Annotated in this window: 19 protein-coding genes, 1 tRNA gene and 1 riboswitch; of the genes, 11 read left to right on the forward strand and 9 right to left on the reverse strand. The window is 61.4% G+C overall.

The window, feature by feature from the left end; translation table 11 throughout:
* Nucleotides 1–34: 34 nt before the first annotated feature.
* On the forward strand, nucleotides 35–463 hold the full coding sequence (locus JNJ45_09840) for a hypothetical protein (protein MBL8048968.1): 429 nt from the start codon (nucleotides 35–37) through the stop codon (nucleotides 461–463).
* Here the strand turns inward: JNJ45_09840 and JNJ45_09845 are convergent.
* Nucleotides 460–1,311, reverse strand: coding sequence for a sugar phosphate isomerase/epimerase (locus JNJ45_09845; protein ID MBL8048969.1), 852 nt, complete (start codon nucleotides 1,309–1,311; stop codon nucleotides 460–462). The two genes, JNJ45_09840 and JNJ45_09845, sit on opposite strands and share 4 nt — an antisense overlap.
* A complete protein-coding gene (locus tag JNJ45_09850; GenBank protein ID MBL8048970.1) occupies nucleotides 1,308–2,297 on the reverse strand; it encodes a Gfo/Idh/MocA family oxidoreductase in 990 nt (329 codons plus the stop codon). The genes JNJ45_09845 and JNJ45_09850 overlap by 4 nt, the downstream gene beginning before the upstream one ends.
* Before the next feature lie 74 nt (nucleotides 2,298–2,371).
* On the opposite strand from JNJ45_09850, the gene JNJ45_09855 reads away from it, so the two are divergent.
* Genes JNJ45_09855 through JNJ45_09880 form a run of 6 tightly spaced genes read left to right on the forward strand, consistent with a single transcriptional unit; the run spans nucleotide 2,372 to nucleotide 7,453 of the window.
* The gene (locus JNJ45_09855; GenBank protein MBL8048971.1) at nucleotides 2,372–3,286 is read left to right on the forward strand and encodes an ABC transporter ATP-binding protein; all 915 of its coding nucleotides are present in this window, start codon (nucleotides 2,372–2,374) and stop codon (nucleotides 3,284–3,286) included.
* The gene (locus JNJ45_09860; protein MBL8048972.1) at nucleotides 3,286–4,266 is read left to right on the forward strand and encodes an ABC transporter permease subunit; all 981 of its coding nucleotides are present in this window, start codon (nucleotides 3,286–3,288) and stop codon (nucleotides 4,264–4,266) included. The genes JNJ45_09855 and JNJ45_09860 overlap by 1 nt, the downstream gene beginning before the upstream one ends.
* Complete coding sequence (locus JNJ45_09865) at nucleotides 4,267–5,178, forward strand: ABC transporter ATP-binding protein (GenBank protein ID MBL8048973.1); 912 nt, start codon at nucleotides 4,267–4,269, stop codon at nucleotides 5,176–5,178. It begins immediately after the preceding gene.
* Complete coding sequence (locus JNJ45_09870; GenBank protein MBL8048974.1) at nucleotides 5,175–5,942, forward strand: ABC transporter permease subunit; 768 nt, start codon at nucleotides 5,175–5,177, stop codon at nucleotides 5,940–5,942. The genes JNJ45_09865 and JNJ45_09870 overlap by 4 nt, the downstream gene beginning before the upstream one ends.
* Nucleotides 5,939–7,105, forward strand: a complete 1,167-nt coding sequence (locus JNJ45_09875) for a DUF1343 domain-containing protein (GenBank protein MBL8048975.1) — start codon at nucleotides 5,939–5,941, stop codon at nucleotides 7,103–7,105. Before JNJ45_09870 ends, JNJ45_09875 begins: the two co-directional genes overlap by 4 nt.
* Nucleotides 7,106–7,135: 30 nt before the next feature.
* On the forward strand, nucleotides 7,136–7,453 hold the full coding sequence (locus tag JNJ45_09880) for a DNA-binding transcriptional regulator (protein ID MBL8048976.1): 318 nt from the start codon (nucleotides 7,136–7,138) through the stop codon (nucleotides 7,451–7,453).
* A gap of 13 nt (nucleotides 7,454–7,466) precedes the next feature.
* On the opposite strand, the gene JNJ45_09885 is transcribed toward JNJ45_09880, so the two are convergent.
* From JNJ45_09885 to JNJ45_09895, 3 genes are all read right to left on the reverse strand, one after another.
* A tRNA-Val gene (locus tag JNJ45_09885) sits at nucleotides 7,467–7,541 on the reverse strand.
* 36 nt (nucleotides 7,542–7,577) lie between these two features.
* A complete protein-coding gene (locus JNJ45_09890) occupies nucleotides 7,578–8,309 on the reverse strand; it encodes a hypothetical protein (GenBank protein MBL8048977.1) in 732 nt (243 codons plus the stop codon).
* Nucleotides 8,306–8,875: a sigma-70 family RNA polymerase sigma factor gene (locus JNJ45_09895; GenBank protein MBL8048978.1), complete on the reverse strand. Its 570-nt coding sequence runs from the start codon at nucleotides 8,873–8,875 to the stop codon at nucleotides 8,306–8,308. The genes JNJ45_09890 and JNJ45_09895 overlap by 4 nt, the downstream gene beginning before the upstream one ends.
* A gap of 94 nt (nucleotides 8,876–8,969) precedes the next feature.
* Here JNJ45_09895 and JNJ45_09900 point away from each other — a divergent pair, with 94 nt between their 5' ends.
* The 4 genes from JNJ45_09900 to JNJ45_09915 all read left to right on the forward strand — a co-directional run bounded on the left by JNJ45_09900 (nucleotide 8,970) and on the right by JNJ45_09915 (nucleotide 13,294).
* Nucleotides 8,970–9,959, forward strand: coding sequence for a KpsF/GutQ family sugar-phosphate isomerase (locus JNJ45_09900; GenBank protein MBL8048979.1), 990 nt, complete (start codon nucleotides 8,970–8,972; stop codon nucleotides 9,957–9,959).
* Nucleotides 9,956–10,447 (forward strand): 5-(carboxyamino)imidazole ribonucleotide mutase, encoded by a 492-nt coding sequence (gene purE, locus JNJ45_09905; GenBank protein ID MBL8048980.1) that lies wholly within the window; start codon nucleotides 9,956–9,958, stop codon nucleotides 10,445–10,447. Before JNJ45_09900 ends, purE begins: the two co-directional genes overlap by 4 nt.
* Nucleotides 10,436–10,550, forward strand: a riboswitch (cobalamin riboswitch). Its footprint overlaps the gene before it by 12 nt.
* 9 nt (nucleotides 10,551–10,559) lie before the next feature.
* Nucleotides 10,560–11,234 (forward strand): prepilin-type N-terminal cleavage/methylation domain-containing protein, encoded by a 675-nt coding sequence (locus JNJ45_09910; GenBank protein ID MBL8048981.1) that lies wholly within the window; start codon nucleotides 10,560–10,562, stop codon nucleotides 11,232–11,234.
* A 248-nt stretch (nucleotides 11,235–11,482) separates the two neighbouring features.
* On the forward strand, nucleotides 11,483–13,294 hold the full coding sequence (locus tag JNJ45_09915) for an S-layer homology domain-containing protein (GenBank protein ID MBL8048982.1): 1,812 nt from the start codon (nucleotides 11,483–11,485) through the stop codon (nucleotides 13,292–13,294).
* Nucleotides 13,295–13,346: 52 nt separating this feature from the next.
* Here JNJ45_09915 and JNJ45_09920 read toward each other — a convergent pair whose 3' ends face one another.
* Genes JNJ45_09920 through JNJ45_09935 form a run of 4 tightly spaced genes read right to left on the reverse strand, consistent with a single transcriptional unit; the run spans nucleotide 13,347 to nucleotide 17,436 of the window.
* A complete protein-coding gene (locus tag JNJ45_09920; protein MBL8048983.1) occupies nucleotides 13,347–13,811 on the reverse strand; it encodes a DUF1003 domain-containing protein in 465 nt (154 codons plus the stop codon).
* Between the two features lie 40 nt (nucleotides 13,812–13,851).
* Nucleotides 13,852–14,973 (reverse strand): aminopeptidase, encoded by a 1,122-nt coding sequence (locus JNJ45_09925; protein ID MBL8048984.1) that lies wholly within the window; start codon nucleotides 14,971–14,973, stop codon nucleotides 13,852–13,854.
* Between the two features lie 10 nt (nucleotides 14,974–14,983).
* A complete protein-coding gene (locus tag JNJ45_09930; GenBank protein ID MBL8048985.1) occupies nucleotides 14,984–15,694 on the reverse strand; it encodes an ABC transporter ATP-binding protein in 711 nt (236 codons plus the stop codon).
* Nucleotides 15,694–17,436 carry an ABC transporter ATP-binding protein gene (locus JNJ45_09935; protein ID MBL8048986.1) on the reverse strand — a complete coding sequence of 581 codons (1,743 nt, stop codon included), beginning with the start codon at nucleotides 17,434–17,436 and terminating at the stop codon, nucleotides 15,694–15,696. Before JNJ45_09935 ends, JNJ45_09930 begins: the two co-directional genes overlap by 1 nt.
* Nucleotides 17,437–17,446 lie beyond the last annotated feature (10 nt).

Genomic DNA, 17,446 nt, shown 5'->3' on the forward strand with positions numbered 1-17,446 from the left:
AAGGGTCGCTCGTTGGCCCGGTTGAGGAGTGACTATGACCAAGAAAACGAAAATTATCGCCATCGCCGCCGTGACCCTGCTGATGACCCCGATCGCGGTTCCGCAGATCAAGCAGATTATCAAGGTGATTGGCGTGGGCGCCGCCGTCAAGCAGTTCAACAAGGACATTAACAAGGCGTTTAACAAGCTCGCCAACCGCAGCGACACGGCCACCAAGATGACCAAGGTCGTCCCGATTCTCACCGTCGGCATCGGCAAATCAAACGCCATCGGCGCCGCCCAAGTCATGGGTCCGCCCAGCCTGGTGAAGCGGGTGAACGCCGTGGCCGCGCCCGAAACCGAGCTCTTCGGCAAGGAAATTCGCATTCGCGCGCTGATCCCGGTGGAGGACATGGACGTGAGTAAGGGCATCGACACCGTGGACGGCGTCGGCGTCAGCGGCATCGTCGATCTGAAGCTCTAACTTTGCAGAATCTCGTCTAGCGCCCGGCTGGTGTTCGCAATGCGAACCATCGGCGAGCGGGCGTAAAGCGGAATCATCTCCGCCGTGAGTGGCCCTTCGTACCCAATGGCGCGGAGGGCCTTCATCACGGCCGGGAAGTCCACATCGCCTTCGAGCAAGTCGACAAATCCGGCCGCGGTGCCCACCGATCGTCGGAAGTCCTTCATGTGGATGGCGGCGATTTTGTCACCGAGGTGCAGAATCCAGTCTTCGGGGTAGCCAAACGGCAGGATGTTGCCGACGTCGAGATACGCGCCGATCCACTCGCTATCAAACTGGGCGAGAAACATTTCCATTTCGCCCGGCGACATGAGGATCTTGTTCCAGACGTTCTCGATGCCCAGTCGCACCTTGTGCTCGGCTGCCAGCGGCAACACTTCGCGAAGTCCGGCGGCGGCGTTGCGCATGACCTCGCCATACGGCTGCGGAGCACGATCGGGCAGAAAGAACACGTCCACCGCGCCGGGAATCGTCAGCAGTACCGTCGCTCCGAGCCAACTGGTGATGCGGATCATCGCCCGCAAGTCTTCGATCGCGGTTGCCCTCAGCGCCGGATCAGTGTCGCCCACCGAGCGACCCCAATACATGCCGCTGGCGACCGTGTGCAAGCCAACTCCTTGCGACTCGGCATAGGCCACAATCTCGCGGCATTCCGCCTCGGTTGTGGAGAGGCAGAGCTCGGTGTCGCAGTTAATGGCCAGTTCGAGAGCGGGGAAACCGTTGTCGCGCGCCAGGTCAATTGCCTCGCGAGCCGGGAGCGTGCCTTCCAGACCGCCCGGGAACGACCAATAGTTGATCGCCTTGATCACTGCGCGGCCTCCTTCACCTGGCGGATTTCGTCGAGCGTGACTTCCAGCGAACGCAGCGCCGAAGTCGGCGTGCATCGGTCCATCGGGCGGCCCGTGGTCAGGCAGTCGTAAAAGTATTTCAACTCGTGGTAGTAGCCGCCGAGGTCGTTGAGGTTGCCGCCGATATCGCCAGCGCTCATGCTCGCGAACACGGGCACAAAGTTGGTCCCGTCGGCTTGGAACACCGTGAGCGGACCGCCATCGAAAATCGCCGCGCCGCGCTCAAAAATCGCTCGGAAGGCGTGCTTGAACGGCGTCTTGGGGGGCAGGTTCCAGCCGCCCTCGGCGTGCACCACGGTCTTGCCGAACCGCATGGTGGTGAAAATTTGGCTCGGGCCGCGATCGTCAATTGTGCCGCGCGAGAACACCTCGTCGGGTTGCCCCAGCAGATGCAGCGCAAAGTCGGTGTCGTGGATGTGCATGTCCAGCGCGGCGCCACCACTCCGGGCTTCGTCGCCGATCCAGCCGTCAATGCTCCAACTCGGGAACTCGCCGTAGCGAATAAGGTTCAGCGAGAGCAACTCACCCAACTCGCCGGACTTTTTGAGCCGCTCCAACTCGGCGTACTCGTTCCAAAAGCGAATGCAGTGCCCGATCATCAACTGCCGGTTATTGCGTTCGGCGGCGGCGATCATTGCCGTGGCCTGAAACGAATCGCGCGCCATCGGCTTTTCGCAGAACACGTGCTTGCCGTGGTCCAGCGCGGCGATCGCGGTTTCGGCGTGTACGTCGGTCGGCAGGCAGATATCCACGACGTCAACATCGTTGGATTCGAGAATCTCTTTGAGGTCGTGCACCACGGTCGCGCCGTGATCGGCGGCGAGTTTCTCGGCACCTTCCATGCGGCTGGCGTGGGTCGCCACCACCTGCACGTCGGGCAGGCTTGAATAGACCGAACTGTGCATGCGGCCCATAAACCCGCATCCGACCAAAGCGACTCGAAGCATGGCGCGAGTTTACTAAGAATTGCCCTGACTTTGGTCCCGCCCTGCGGAGGGGGCAACGTGTAGAATGCGAAGGTATGTCTTTGGTCGAAGCTCGCAACCTCACGGTCCAATACCGAGCGTTCACGGCCCTCCAAAACTTTAGCGCGAGCATTGGTCCCGGTTGTACGGGTCTGCTGGGGCCAAACGGGGCGGGCAAAACGACGTTCATCAAGACCATGATGGGGTTCATTCGCCCCGCGGTCGGTTCGGTGACCGTCCTCGGATTGGACTCGGCGACCGAGAGTCGCAAAATTCGGCAAGCCGTCGGGTTTATGCCCGAGCAGGATTGCCACATTCCGGGCATCAGCGCGGTGGGCTTTGTCGCCTATGCCGGAGAGCTCTCGGGCATGCCCGCCGACCAGGCGCTGCGCCGCGCCCACGAGGTGCTGGAATACTGCGGCCTCGGCGAGGCGCGCTACCGGCTGGTGGAGACCTACTCCACCGGGATGAAGCAGCGCATCAAGCTGGCGCAAGCTCTGATTCACGGGCCGAAACTCTTGTTTTTGGATGAGCCGACGAACGGCCTCGACCCGCGTGGTCGCGAAGACATGCTGGAACTTGTGCGCTCGATTTCGCACGGCAAGGATGTCAACGTGATTGTGAGCTCGCACTTGCTGCCCGACATCGAGCGCACCTGCGACCAAGTGGTCGTGGTCGCCAAGGGCGAACTCCGCGCGGAGGGATTGATTTCCGACCTGACCCGCCTGGAAGGCGCGCCGCTGGACATCGAGCTCAAGGAGGCCAGCCCCGGCTACGTGCACGCCCTGCAAGAAGCGGGGCTTCAATTCATCCACGCGCTCGGCAGCACGGTTCGAGTGCGCGGCGAAGGCCGCCCCGAGGAGACCGGTCGCCGCGTGCTGGAAATCGCCCGGAAAGCCGGTGTGCAGGTTCGCGGCTACCAGGTCGCCACACGCAGTTTGGAAGAAGCATTTTTGGAGGTCATTCGATAATGGCGAGCGAAGAACACTATCTGTCCCCGGTCGCCGACCTCACCTATCGCAACTACGATGGGCCGCTCGGCTCGGTCAAGGCGCGTTGGCTGGCCATCGCCCTGTATCAACTCAAACGCAGCATCAAGAACCGCTTCCTGTGGGTCATGGCGGTCGGCTCGGGTTGGTACTACTTCATGATGATGATCATCTTCTTTTTCCTTGAGCAAGTTGTTGGTCAGGGAGGGGAAGCCGGTCAGCGGCAGTTCAAGGAGTTTCTCGCGCGCATCAATTGGCGGGACCAGTTTCTTCTTGGCTTCAGCTACAGCCAACTCATCTACTTCATCTTGGCGTGGATGCTCGGCGCGGGCGCGATTGCCAACGACAACCGCTCTAACGCGCTGCTCGTGTATCTGAGCAAGCCGTGCAGCAAGTTCGACTACGTATTCGGCAAGTGGATGGGCGTGTTTATGCCGCTCTTTGGCCTGCAGATGTTGGCGACCATCTTCTTTTGGCTCTACGGCGGGCTGAGCTTCAACTCGTATGGGTTCATGTCGCAGGCGGGTGTGGTGATCCTGCAGATGATCCCCGTTCACCTGATGAGCGCGGCGCTCCTGGCGAGCGTCGTCATTGGCATTTCGAGCCTGTTCAACCAAGGCCGGGTAGCGGGCTCGACCTTTGCCGGGGTCTATCTCATCACCAACTTCTTTACGCAGTTTGTGGTGATGACGATCTTGAGTCAGCTGCGAGACGGCGGTTCCCGCTTGGCCAACGTCAAACCGGGGCTATTCACCATGTACTACTGCTCGCTGGATGGAATTCAAATCGGCCTTGCGAAAATCCTGCTGGGCACGGATGGCTCCCCGGCGTTTGGGATCAATAGTCGCTTACCGAATATCCCGATACCGAGCACATTCCTCATGGTGGCGGCGTGGCTCGTTATCTGCCTCATTGGCATCGGCATCGCCTGGAAGAAGGTGCAAGCCGTGGAGGTGGTCTAAATGATTACCTTCGAGTCGGCGAGTCGCTGGTACGGGCAGGTTATCGGCATGAACGATGTCACCTGCACGATCCCGAGCGGAGTCACGGCGTTGCTCGGCATGAATGGCGCGGGCAAAACTACGATGCTGCGGCTGATCACCGGGCAACTTCGGCCAACCACTGGTCGCGTGCTCGTCGAAGGTATGGAGCCGTTTGCCAACCCCGATGTCTACCGCCTGCTAGGTTATTGCCCCGAGATTGACAACTTCTACGAAACCATGACTGGCACGCAGTTTGTCACGCACCTCGCGCGGCTGGCCGGTTACGACGCGGCGGAGGCTCGTCGTCGAGCGGCGATGATGATCGAACGCGTGGGCATGGCCGAGCGCGCCGACCGCAAGATCAAGGGCTACAGCAAGGGCATGCGGCAGCGCATCAAACTCGCGCAGGCCATGGTGCACGACCCCAGGGCGATTCTGCTCGACGAGCCGCTCAACGGCCTCGACCCCGTGGGCCGACGCGAATTTATGGACTTGCTCCACAGCTTTGCGCAAGAGGGCCGCACGATTTTGGTGAGTAGCCACATTCTGTTTGAGGTCGAGCAGATGACCTCGAACATCGTGCTCTTGCATCGCGGAAGGTTGCTGGCGAATGGCAATATCCGCGTGATCCGCGATTTGATCGACCGGTTTCCGCACCGGATTTCGATCCACACTCCGGCGCCCGACCAAGTCGCCAGTTTGCTGGCGCAGCAGGCTTTCACGATCTCCGTGCGCAAAACGCGCGACGGCGTGGAAGTCGAGACTCGCCAACCCGACCAGTTCTATGAGTTCATTCCGCAGGTCGCGCTTGATCATCAATTGCCGATCGTCGGCTTTAGCAGCCCCGACAACAACTTGGAATCCGTGTTCCGCTACCTGGTGACGACATGATCGGCTACATCTTTAGCAGTAGTTTCCGCGAGTTGATGCGGCCTCGGCGCGTAGCGCCGTGGATTTTGGCGATCGTCCTGATTGCCATGATCGGCGCGTTCACCGCCACGCAAATGCGCGGCACGCCCATCCGGGATGCGTATGGCTCGATCTCCTCGCTGTTCATTTTTCGGCTTGTCGCGCTCATGAGCAGCGTGTTCAGCGTCGCGGTGGTGGCGCAAGAAGTCGAGCAAAAGACGATTGTGTATTTGCTGACCCGGCCCGTGGATCGGCGGACGATGCTGATCGGGCGCGCGCTGGCGAGTGCGGCCACGGTCGGCGCGCTGTCCTCGCTCGCGGTCATCGTGTTCCGCCTGCTTGTGATGCGCAATTCGCCGCAATTGTGGTCGGGTGTGGGCGCGGAGCTGCTCGCCGTGAACCTCGGCGCGTTTGCCTACGCCGGGCTGTTTGTGTTCATTTCGCTGCTCGCCAACAAGGCGACCACGATTTGCTTGCTCTACGCGTTCGGGTTCGAAACCTTCACCGGCGTTACGCCGGGCTCGCTGCAGTACGGCTCGATTTTCGCGCACATGAACGGCATCGCGCAGCATCCCTCGCTCAGCAGTGGCGGCGTGCTCAGCGGCCTGAGCGGCCAGTCGAACAACAACCCGATCTTGCCCGGCGTAGCGATTCCGGTGCTGCTGATTGTTGGCGCGGCCGGGCTCAGCATCGCCGCGTACTGGTTCTACGTGTTCGAGTTTCTGCCGCGCGAGGACGCCGAGTGACGCGGATTGGGGCCGAGATTTGGGCGGCCGATGGTTTCGCCGCTCTTCGCGGCAAGCGAGTTGGCTTGGTGATGAACCAAGCCAGCATGCTTTCGGACTTCACCTCGACGCTGGATGCGATGCTCGCCGCCAAGGTGGACCTACGCACGGTTTTCGGCCCGCAGCACGGCCTTTGGGGGCACACCCAAGACAACATGATCGAGTGGGAGGGCGAGGGCGAAACCGGTTCGGGATTCCGCATTCTTTCGCTGTACGGGGAGCACCGCGAGCCGACCGATGCGATGCTGGCCGGGCTCGATGTGTTGGTGGTGGATCTTCCGGATGTCGGCGCGCGCTACTACACGTTCATTTGGACGCTGGCCCTGTGCATGCGGGCCTGTAGCCGCGTGGGGTTGCCGGTGGTGGTGCTCGATCGCCCGAATCCGATTGGCGGCGAGGTGGTCGAGGGTCCGCGCATGCGGCCCGAAATGGAAAGTTTCGTCGGGCTGTTTCCGATTGTCGCCCGCCACGGCATGACGATCGGCGAGATCGCGCGCTGGCTCCAGGCGACCCAGTTTCCGAAGTGCGAGCTCTCGGTGGTCGAGATGGAGGGCTGGACTCGCAACATGCATTGGCCGCAAACCGGTCGTCCGTGGGCCATGCCCAGCCCCAACATGCCGACCTACGAAACCGCGCTCGTCTACTCCGGCATGTGCCTTTTTGAGGGCACGAAAATGAGTGAGGGTCGCGGCACGACGCGCCCGTTTGAGATTCTTGGCGCGCCCGGCGTGGACGGCGCGCGACTCGCCGCGCTCCTCAACGCCGAGCAATTCCCGGGCGTGGTGTTCCGTCCGTACTCGTTTGAGCCCACGTTCCAAAAGCACGCGCGGCAGATTTGTGGCGGCGTGCATTGGCACGTCACCGACCCGTTCGCGCTCGAATCGGTGGAGGTGACGTTCGTAATGCTGCAGTTGCTGTGGCGGCACTGGCCGGATGTAGCGATCCACCAAGACCCGCCCTACGAGTATGTGTGGGATCGTCGCCCGCTCGATCTGCTCACCGGCGACCCAGCGCTCACGGCGTGGATCGAGGAAGGTGGTCCGCGGGAGGAATTGGAAGATCGGCTGGACGCGGACGCGTCGGCCTGGCGCGCGGAGCGGCAGCCGCACTTGTTGTACGGCTAGCACTATAGCTCTTAGTGCTATAGTTAGCGGATGGCGAAGACTTATCGGTCAAGTGCAATGGTGTCGGCGCATCAAACCGCCGACGACCTGGCCGAGATCGGCCTGATCAGCAAGCAGACGATGCGAGAATTTGATGACGCCTGTCTCACAACGATCGGTGTTCTGAGCGCTGAGGAGATTCGCGACATCCGGCTTAAGGCTCAAGTCAGCCAAGCGGTTTTTGCCATGTATCTCAATGTTTCGGTTGGCGTGGTCAGCAAGTGGGAGCGTGGAGAAAAGCACCCGTCGGGCACCGCGCTCAAGCTACTCACGGTCGTGCGAGAGAAGGGCCTTGAAGCCATCGCCTAGAACGAAGGTGGAATGGTGGTCGGTACGGGATTTGAACCTGTGACCCCTACAATGTCAATGTAGTGCTCTACCACTGAGCTAACCGACCCGGTGAGGGGATTATACCACCCGGACTTTCGCCGTGTTACTGCAGTCGCGGGGTCCAATTCGCCAGCGAACTGCGCGTCAAACTGGCCAGTTCCATGCGCGTGGATTCGCTGCCGCCGACCGCGTAGAAGCTGTAGCCCTTGGTCTGCCAACCGGTGCCCTGACAGCAGTACACCACGGTGCCGCACGGCAGCTTCATGCTCTTGCCGGCGGTGAAGTCGCAGTCCAGGCCGGGGCGCATGTATACGCGCACCTTTTCGCCTTCGACAAGTAGGTCCATGCACGCCCATTCTTTGCCGCATTCGACCTTCTGAATCTGCCCCACGGTCATCACGGGAACGTCGAAATTGGTTTGCTGACGCGCGTAATCGGCGGCGGCGTTGGGGTTGGAAACCACCAGCTGCCCGACCACCGGACCCTGCGCAAACAGGTTCGGATCGCCCGCTCCCGGTTGGTCGCTGCGCCCGAACATGCTCGGCGCGATCAACACGCCGGCAACCACGCATGTGGCGGCTCCGGCGAGCACCAGGCCCAAGCCCCAGCGCTTGCGCGCAGGCATGGGTTGATTCTTAAATTGGCATTGGGCGCGGAGTCGGTCTAGCGGCACCGAATCGCCTTGGCAACACGAGCCGATGGCTTGGCAGCACTGCTGATATCCCGCGAGTTCGTCTCGTAGCGCCGGATCGTTCGCCAGTTGCTCGTCGATGCGGGCGCGGTCGGCGGCGGGCATCGTCCCGTCCAAATAGCTGAGCCAGCAGGTTGGTTTCATGAATTCACCTCGATGCGCCCGGTGAGCTTGGTGCGGATCATTTGGCGTCCGCGGGAAAGGCGCGAGCGCACGGTGCCAATGGGAATATCCAGGGCTTCGGCAATCTCTTGATAAGTCATTTCTTCAACATCAAACATGTGCACCACCAGGCGATAGGATTCCGGGATGCATTCGAGCGCTTCGAGCACGGATGTGGCTTCGAGGCGACCCGAAATCTCGGACCAGCCATCGCCCACGGGCGGCTCCCATTCTTCGGGAAACTCCTCGGTCGGGTGGCGTCGCTTGTAGCGGATATCGGTGAGCAGTTCGTTGCGCAAAATCGCAATCAGCCAACTGCGTAAGTGGCGACCATCGAACGATTCAAAGTTCAATAGCGCCTTTTGGATCGCGCCGCTCACCAAATCCTCAGCGTCGTCGGCGCTGGGAGTCAGGCGACGCGCAACCCGATACAGCGTCGGGAGCTGCTCGACCAGGGCCTGTTCAAAGCGGTGGCGCGAGCGTTTGGCAAGGAAGGAGGGAATCACGAGGCGAACGGCAGTTGGTTCGAATGTACCAGCTTGATTCATGACGATTCCCTGCACACCTCATGAATGCCAGATGAACGGCCAAAGTTCCACGTTTGTTCGGGCGGGCCGTTCGGTACACTATCGGCGAACGGTCATGGAAGTTCAAACCCGCATGTCGAGCGAATCCATCTCCACGCTGCAACGCGTTTTGCGGCAAGAAGCCAACGCCATCGCCCACTTGGCCGATCGCCTTTCGACCGCGTTTGAAACCGCCGTGGATTGGATGCTCGCCGGCACGGGGCGGGTGATCTGTTGCGGCATCGGTAAGAGCGGGCATGTGGCGCGCAAAACCGCCGGAACCCTCGCCAGCACGGGCACGCCGAGCATGTTTTTGCACGCCGCCGAGGCGGTGCATGGCGATCTGGGCATGGTCACCTCGCAGGACATCGTGCTGCTCTACACGCACAGCGGCGAAACCGATGAGCTGGTCAAGCTGTTCGCCTCGCTCAGCATGATCGGGGCGCGCACCATTTTGATTACGGGCCGCCCGGATTCCAGCGCGGGCCGCCTCGCCGACTTGGTGCTCGATACCGGGGTGACCGAAGAAGCGTGCTCCAACAACTTGGCTCCGACCACGAGCACGACGGTGATGATGGCGCTCAGCGATGCGCTGGCCGTGGCGGTCATGGAACAGCGCGGATTCAGCCGGGAAGATTTCGCTCGATTCCACCCCGCAGGCGCGCTCGGCAAGCGTTTGCTGCTGACCGTGCGCGACGTGATGCGGCAAGGCGAAGACTTGGCGCTGGTCGTCCCGGCGACGCCGCTGCACGATGTCATGGAGCTCATCACGCGGGCTGGCTCAGGCGGCGCGATTGTGGTGGGCGAGGCGGGCGAGATGCTCGGCTTTATCTCCGATGGCGACCTGCGACGCGCGATTCTTGCGGACGCTGAGAATCTTCATCGCGAGGCCAGCCTGATCATGAACGGCGATGTGAGCGTGATTGACCCCGAGCTTTTGGCTGCCGATGCGCTGGAAACCTTCCAGAATCACCCGCGCAAAATCGGCGACATGCCGGTGGTGGAGCGAGGCCGCGTCGTCGGCATGCTCTCGCTCAAAGACCTCCTGCGGAGCGGAATCTTTTGAAGCCGATCGTCGGCATTATCATGGGCAGCGAAAGCGACTTGCCCACCATGCAAGCCGCGGCCGATGCGCTGGCCGAGTTCGGCGTGCCGTACGAAATTGATGTCGTGAGTGCGCACCGCACCCCCCGCAAGATGGTGGATTACGCCGAAAGTGCTCGCGACCGCGGCCTCAAGGTCATCATTGCGGGCGCCGGCGGCGCCGCCCATTTGCCGGGCATGGTCGCCGCGCTCACCACGCTCCCGGTGATTGGCGTGCCGGTGCAAAGCAAGGCCATGAGCGGGATGGATTCGCTCTACAGCATCGTGCAGATGCCGGCGGGAATTCCGGTGGCAACCGTGGCCATTGGCAACGCCCGCAACGCGGGGTTGCTCGCGTGCCAAATTTTGGCCGTCGCCGATGCGGATTTAGCCGCAAAGCTCGACACCTTCCGCGCTGACCAGCGTCGGCTGGTGGAAGAGCAGTCCGCTCGCGTTCGCCCGCAAGGGTAACCTGCTGGTTCCGAGCCTCGTGGTGAAACTGGTGAGAATCCAGTGCTGTGCCGCAACGGTGTGAGCCATCGCTCAAGTCCGATCCCGCGTCGCTCGTTGTCACATCACGAGCATGAAACACGCATTTACTCTTATTGAGCTTCTGGTCGTCATCGCGATCATCGCCATCCTCGCCGCGATCTTGTTCCCGGTGTTCGCCCGCGCCAAGTCCGCCGCCATTGATACGAGTTGCCTCAGCAACATCCGTCAACTCGGCCTCGCCTGGCAACTGTACGCCAACGACTCCGACGACACGGCGTGCCTCTCGTACATCTACAACGGCTCGCGGGAGATCGCGTGGGATTTCGACACCGACTACGCGACCGGCGAGGTGAAAGGCGGGCTCCTGCACCCCTATCACAAGGATCAGCGCATCCACGCGTGCCCGCGGTTTCGCGGCGAATCGTGGGGTCGCCCGACGACCGGCTACGGCTACAACACGTCGTATGTTGGCGGCGAGGAGTTCGCCGGCAAGCCGCCTGCAATCCTCTCGAACCTCGATCCGGCGACGATCGTGTTCGCCGACTGCGGATTCGGATCGCCGGTGAAGGGCTCTAACTTCCTGCGCGCGCCGAGCGACCCGTTCTTTGCCGGCGGCAAAGGCGACTTTCGTCACGCGGGCAAGGCGGCAACCTTGGAGGCGAGTGGGCGCGCGGTGTTTGTGAAGGTGCGGTACCTGGCCGAACAATCTGAGCCCACCTTGGGCGCGTTGGGCCCCAATGATCGGCAATATGGCGGCGAAAACTAAGGGTTTGATTAAAATTTCCTAAGAAAATTGCTGGGCCCCTTGAAAGTGCCGGGTTCGTTCCGTATAATTGTAGATGGAACCGGACTCCATGCCGGTTTCGATCTAGGAGCGAAGGAACGCGCCCGAACACGATGATTGGGAGACCTCATAGGAAACTTAAGGAAGTTGTGAGGACAAGCAATCGGACATGTTCACCCCGCGATCCCAAGATCCCGGATCCCATTGGAGAAAAAAACACAATGAAGAACATGTTCAAGGTTGCTCTTCTTGCTGTGGTTGGCGCGATGACCGTCGTTCCGGCCCTGGCTCAAGACAACTTCCCGGATGTTCCGGAAAATCACTGGGCTTTTGAAGCCGTTGAAAACCTGAAGCGAGAAGGCATTCTCGTTGGTTACCCGGATGGCCGCGTTCGCGGCAGCCGCTTCATGACTCGCTACGAGTTCGCCGTTGCTCTCAACGCTGCGTACAAGAAGCTGATGTCGATGAACAGCGGTCTGGCTGATCAAATCGAAGAAATGAAGAAGATGGTCGGCACCGGTAGCGATGGCGATCTGAAGGCTCAACTCAGCGACCTTCAAAAGCAGCTTGCTGCAATGAAGAGCTGGGGCGACGATATCGCCGCCATGAAGAAGATGGCTGGCACCTTCGAAAAGGAACTCGCATCGCTCGGCGTTGACGTCGAAGCCATGAAGAAGGACCTGGAAGCCATGAAGGGCGGTCGCTCGACCCCCATGATGGGCATGCCGATCAGCATCAGTGGCGAAGCCAACGTGATCGTTTACGCTGGTAACAGCCGCGACGGTCTGAAGCACATGACCAAGGATGGACACATCGTCGGTCAAGCTGCTACGGGCGGCGCCTCGGTCGGTCTGACCAAGGACACCAACATCTACCACGACGTCGCAGTGAGCCTCGGTGGCACCAACAGCGAAGGTCCGAAGTGGAATGCAACGCTCGTGTTTGGCAACCTGCTCTCGGGCGTCGGTAGCCAAAGCCTCCGCAACGGCGGTACCTTCAGTGACAACGTGAGCGGCGACGTTCATGTTCAAGATCTGTCGGTGAGCTTCAACGAATCGCTGCTGGGCCTCGGCTTCAGCGCCGAAGTTGGTCGCGTTGGCTTCATGGTCTCGCCCTATATGTTCAAGAAGGGCAACACCCTTCCGTACAGCAACGTGTCGTACTACAACGACGGCATGTACCGCTTGGACGGTGCTAAGGTTGGCTTCGGCTTCGGTGAAAACACCAAGCTGATGGTCGTCGCTGGTAAGAACAGCAACCGCAACACCACCAACGGCGCTGACCTGAACGCCATCCCGTTTGGCGCAGGCAAGGTTGACGGAACCCTGGCCATCGTTGCTGACATCAAGGTCAACGACATGCTCAGCGGTAAGGCTGCCTACCTGTTCCACGATACGGAAACCCCCGGTGCTCCGAACCGACTCAACGTCTACGGCGTTGACGGTACGATCAAGATCGGTGGCTTCGGCATCAACGGCGGCTACAGCGAATCGCAATTCAGCACCAACACCAACAACGTTGGCGCTCGCGGTAAGGCTGCTTACGCAAACACCAGCTACAGCGTGAACGACAAGGTCGGCATCGGCGTGGAATACCGCCGCGTGAACCCGAACTACGTCGCCGCTGGTGACTGGCGCCGAATCGGTACCTTCTGGAACCCGACCAACATCGAAACTTGGACCGGTATGCTTGATGTCAAGCTGAACGACACCATGAGCCTCAGCTACATGGGCGAATTCGGCGACCTCAACTACAACGGCCCGACGACCGACATCGTTAGCCACGTTGCAAAGCTGAACTACAAGCTCGGCGATAACTGGAAGGTTATGCTCGGTTACGAAGACGTGAAGGTTGACTTCGCACCGACGTCGCTCTCGCAAAAGTGGGCTTCGCTCGGCTTCGGCTACAACCTCGGCACCAATGCCATGCTTGACTTCGCTTACGAATTTGGCGAAGCTCGCAACCCGGTAACTTGGGGCACGGGTGCCACCGGCACCTACAAGGGTGGCTTCCTTTCGAGCCAACTCCGCATCAAGTTCTAAGGAACGAGAAGCAGAGTGAAGACGGGCCGCGAGAAATCGCGGCCCGTTTTCTTTATGCTTGCGGGCGGACCTGCGCGCGCAGCTCCTGAATCTCGGTGAGCAGTTCGAGCATCACCTTGTCCTGCACCTTCAGGTGCTCCATGATCATGCAGATTTCCTGGCCCGCGGTCACATTCACCTCGTAGTCGTTATGCGCCACCAGGCGATCCTTCTCGGCTTGCCGATTCTGACTCATCATCACCACCGGGCCGGTGTACGCCGCCTGAAAGCTCAGAATCAGGTTCAAAAGGATAAAGGGGAAGGGGTCAAACGGCTTGCCGGCGCGGACGTTGAACACGATCCACGCGGTGAGAATGAGGCTCTGGCCGCCGATAAACCACCAACTGCCGACCAGTGAGCTGATGCCGTCGGCCAGGCGTTGGCCGGCCGTCTGCGCCTCGTCGTGCTGGTCGTTGACGTTGCGGGCGGCCGGGCGCGGATTCGCCTGATAAAGCGGACTAGAGCTGAACGGGTCCACACCTTAGCATAACCCCGTTCAACGCTCGGCCGAGCCGCGTCTACGCGAGATTTTCGGGATTCAGACCGGCGAGTTCCGGCAACACAAAGAGGCCGTCCTTGCGGACGAGCACTCCGTCCATCCAGATTTCTCCTCCGCCGTAGTCGGGCCGCTGAATCAGAACGGTGTCCCAGTGGATCGCCGACTTGTTGCCGTTGCCGCCGGGCGGCGGATAGGCGTTGCCGGGCGTCAGGTGGAAGCTACCGGCGATCTTCTCGTCGAACAGCGTGTCCTTCATCGGGTGCAGCACGTGCGGGTTGAAACCGATGGCCCACTCGCCAAAGTAGCGCGCGCCTTCGTCGGTATCCAAAATCTCGTTGAGCTTGGCCGTGGTCGCGCCCGATTCGGCGACCTCGATCCGGCCGTTTTTCACCTTGTAGTGAATGTTGTTGAACTCGGTGCCTTGGTACAGCGACACCGTGTTATAGGTGATTTCGCCGTTCATCGAGTCCTTCACCGGGCAGCTGAAACACTCGCCGTCGGGGATGTTTGCCTCGCCGCAGCAGGCGACGGCGCCGATGTCCTTGATGGAGAACGTGAGGTCGGTGCCAGGCCCCTTGATGTGCACCATGTCGGTGCGGTTCATCAGGTCTTCCAGCGGCTTGCAAGCCTCGGCCATCTTGCCGTAGTCCACGCAACACACCTTGAAGTAGAAGTCCTCAAAAGCGCTCGTGCTCATGCTCGCCTGTTGGGCCATCCCCGGGCTCGGCCAGCGGGTGACGGCCCACTTGGTGTGCGGAACGCGCTGCCCGAAGACGACCGGTTGACCGTACTCACGCTGCCACATGCTCATGATGTCGCCCGGCACATCGGCCATTTCGGCATAGTTGGCCCCGCCGCGCAATGCGATGTACGCCGTCATCTGCTTCATTTCTTCCAGCTCGATGTGGGCGATCGTCCGCGCGTTCTCGGTGGTCATGCCCAGCATCAGTTGACGCTTGACGTGGGCTTGCTCCAGCCGAACGGCGACCTGTGCGCCTTTGGATTGGGCAATGCGGACGAACTCGGCGATCGCCTCGGCGGGGATGTCGAAGGCGTGGATCAAGAGCTTATCGGAGCTATTGAGCTTGGTCGAGTGGCCGCAGAAGAGCTCGGCCAACTGCGTGACGCGGGGATCTAGCATAGGCGAAAGCCTACCAGGATGGCGCGGCCCAGATGGTGCGACCATCGGGAGTAGTGGCCTGGACCAGCCGCGCATCGAAGGCTTGCGCCAGGCTTTCGGGGGTGAGCTCGCGGCTGACCACTTGCCCCGCCTTGAGCAGCAACACCTGGCTGGCCACGCTGGCCGCCCAGTTCAGGTCGTGCGAGGCCAGCACCACCGTGCGACCCGAACCCCGGATTGTGGCCGCCAGCGCCCCGAGGTGGGCGACATCGAGGTGGGCGGTGGGTTCGTCGAGCAGCAGGATCGGCGCGCCGGTGGCCCAAGCCCGCGCGATGAGCGCTCGCTGCAGTTCGCCGCCGCTGATGCTGCGCACCGACTGCCCGGCGAGTTGTCCCAGGTCAAAGCGCGTGATCGCCGCCGCGACATCGGCGTCTCGACCGAAGTAGGCGGCCGTCGCCACGAGCTCGCCGACGGTGAAATCAAACGCGTGGCTTTCCGCCTGGGGCACCCACGCGATGCGACGCGCGCGCTCGAGGTCCGGCAGGCCGTGCAACGCGTCGCCGCCCATTTGCACCTCGCCCTGACAGGGTTCCAGGCCGGCCATTGCTCGCAGCAAGGTGGATTTTCCGCTCCCGTTGGGGCCGATGAGCGCCAGAATTCCGCCGGTGACAACCTCCAGTGAAGAGACCGTGAGATGAAACCCGCCCTTGGTCACGCGCAGGTCGCGCGCCGTGATGTTCATCAGCTTTCGGAGCCCGCGAGGAACGACTCGTACATGTGCGCGAACGGGCCTTGGGCATCCAGCAGAGCGCGGAACGGGCCTTGCTCAATGATCTCGCCCTTGCGCAGCACCACGATTCGGGTGGCGCGGGCCGCGGTCGTTAAGCGGTGGGCAATCAGCAGCGTCGTGCGGCCCGGCATGATCTCGTCCAGTGCCTCGGTCACGGCCTTCTCGCTCACGGCGTCGAGGTTGCTGGTAGCTTCGTCCAGCAGCAGAATCTTCGGCTTGCGGATGAGTGCCCGCGCGATCGCGATGCGCTGAGCTTGGCCGCCGCTCAGCCGCACACCACGCTCGCCGAGTTGCGTCTCAATGCCGTTCGGCATTTCGTCAATAAATCCACTCGCGTGAGCGGCAACGGTCGCCTCGCGAATGTCCGCCGCCGAGGCCTCGGGCGCGGCCATCTGGATGTTCTCCGAAATCGAGCCGGCGAACAAAAAGTTGGTTTGCGGCACCACGCCAATCTGCCGGCGATACCAATCGGTGTCTAACTCGCGAACATCGGTGCCGTCGTAGAGAATCACGCCCGACGTCGGGTCGTAAAACCGCATGAGGAGGTCGGCGATGGTGGACTTTCCCGCGCCGGAATTCCCGACAAGCGCGAGGCTTTCGCCGGGCCGAATCACGAAGCTCACCGACCGCAAGGCTTCGGTGCCGTCCGGATACGTAAAACTCACGTCGCGGAACTCGATTTCGCCGCGCGAGGTGCTCGGCACCAGCCGACCGGCCGTCGCCGTGTCTTCGGCGGTCACGCTCATGACCTCGGTGTAGATGCGGTCGCTGGCGGCTTGCACCTGAGCCTTGGTCTGCTTGAGCGAACCAATGGATTGGATCCCGCGGTTGATCGCGTCCAGCGTGATGACGAACCCGCCCAGATCGGCCGCGCCAAGCTCTCCGCGCGAAGCCAACACCCCGCAGAGATAGACCACGATGCCGAGCGCCACCGCCCCGATGAACTCGACCATCGGCTTGAGGGTGGCCACGCGCCGGGCGGCCTTTAATTGTGCGGCGAGCAGCGCGTCTGAATGCTGCGCGAACTTGCGATCGGTGACTTCTTCCGCGCCAAACGCCTTGACAATTCGCGTGCCTTGCAACGACTCGTTCATGAACGCGGTCACGTGCCCGAGATTCTCCTGGACTTCGGCTTGCGCAACCTTCATCTTGCGGGCGTTGCGTTGAATGAACAACACCATGAATGGCAGCACGAGCATCGCCGCCAGAGTCAGCTTCCACTGAATCAGAACGATGACAACGAACCCGATGGCGACTTTGATCGGCCCGTCAATCGAATCTTTCAGCGCGACCACGGCGTTCTGGTAGACCATCACGTCGTTGGCGAGCACGCTCTGAATCGCCCCTGCGCGCTTCTCGTTAAAGTAGGTCACGGGCAACCGGAGGAGCCGCGCGAAGAGTGCCTGCCGAATGTTTTGCGTCATCCGCGTGGCCGCTTCGGAGAGAAAGTACGACTGACCCCGCGTGAGGAAGTACTTGATGCCGAACAGCACGATGACGCCGAGACTCATGTAGGTCAGCAGCGAGTAGCTGCGCTCGCTGATCGCGACGAGCAGATACTTGACCAGCAGCCCGGTCAGCGAAATGAGCGCCGCGGCCCCCGCCGAGCAGAGCAGACCCTTGTAGATCGGGCCGCGCTGTTCGTACAGCTCGTTCTCAATTCGAGGATCGAACTGGGCGAACAGGCGACGCATGACCGAACGC

Source organism: Chthonomonas sp., from assembly GCA_016788425.1.
In the GTDB taxonomy this organism is placed as follows: domain Bacteria; phylum Armatimonadota; class Fimbriimonadia; order Fimbriimonadales; family Fimbriimonadaceae; genus JAEURQ01.

What these genes read in the sequence shown, in the direction of transcription:
- JNJ45_09890 (MBL8048977.1), bottom strand. Translation starts at nt 8,309, where the DNA reads ATGAAACCAACCTGCTGGCTCAGCTATTTGGACGGGACGATGCCCGCC.
- JNJ45_09840 (MBL8048968.1), top strand. Translation starts at nt 35, where the DNA reads ATGACCAAGAAAACGAAAATTATCGCCATCGCCGCCGTGACCCTGCTG.
- JNJ45_09865 (MBL8048973.1), top strand. Translation starts at nt 4,267, where the DNA reads ATGATTACCTTCGAGTCGGCGAGTCGCTGGTACGGGCAGGTTATCGGC.
- JNJ45_09855 (MBL8048971.1), top strand. Translation starts at nt 2,372, where the DNA reads ATGTCTTTGGTCGAAGCTCGCAACCTCACGGTCCAATACCGAGCGTTC.
- JNJ45_09925 (MBL8048984.1), bottom strand. Translation starts at nt 14,973, where the DNA reads ATGCTAGATCCCCGCGTCACGCAGTTGGCCGAGCTCTTCTGCGGCCAC.
- JNJ45_09910 (MBL8048981.1), top strand. Translation starts at nt 10,560, where the DNA reads ATGAAACACGCATTTACTCTTATTGAGCTTCTGGTCGTCATCGCGATC.
- JNJ45_09935 (MBL8048986.1), bottom strand. Translation starts at nt 17,436, where the DNA reads ATGCGTCGCCTGTTCGCCCAGTTCGATCCTCGAATTGAGAACGAGCTG.
- JNJ45_09880 (MBL8048976.1), top strand. Translation starts at nt 7,136, where the DNA reads ATGGCGAAGACTTATCGGTCAAGTGCAATGGTGTCGGCGCATCAAACC.
- JNJ45_09860 (MBL8048972.1), top strand. Translation starts at nt 3,286, where the DNA reads ATGGCGAGCGAAGAACACTATCTGTCCCCGGTCGCCGACCTCACCTAT.
- JNJ45_09895 (MBL8048978.1), bottom strand. Translation starts at nt 8,875, where the DNA reads ATGAATCAAGCTGGTACATTCGAACCAACTGCCGTTCGCCTCGTGATT.
- JNJ45_09930 (MBL8048985.1), bottom strand. Translation starts at nt 15,694, where the DNA reads ATGAACATCACGGCGCGCGACCTGCGCGTGACCAAGGGCGGGTTTCAT.
- JNJ45_09870 (MBL8048974.1), top strand. Translation starts at nt 5,175, where the DNA reads ATGATCGGCTACATCTTTAGCAGTAGTTTCCGCGAGTTGATGCGGCCT.
- JNJ45_09915 (MBL8048982.1), top strand. Translation starts at nt 11,483, where the DNA reads ATGTTCAAGGTTGCTCTTCTTGCTGTGGTTGGCGCGATGACCGTCGTT.
- JNJ45_09900 (MBL8048979.1), top strand. Translation starts at nt 8,970, where the DNA reads ATGGAAGTTCAAACCCGCATGTCGAGCGAATCCATCTCCACGCTGCAA.
- JNJ45_09850 (MBL8048970.1), bottom strand. Translation starts at nt 2,297, where the DNA reads ATGCTTCGAGTCGCTTTGGTCGGATGCGGGTTTATGGGCCGCATGCAC.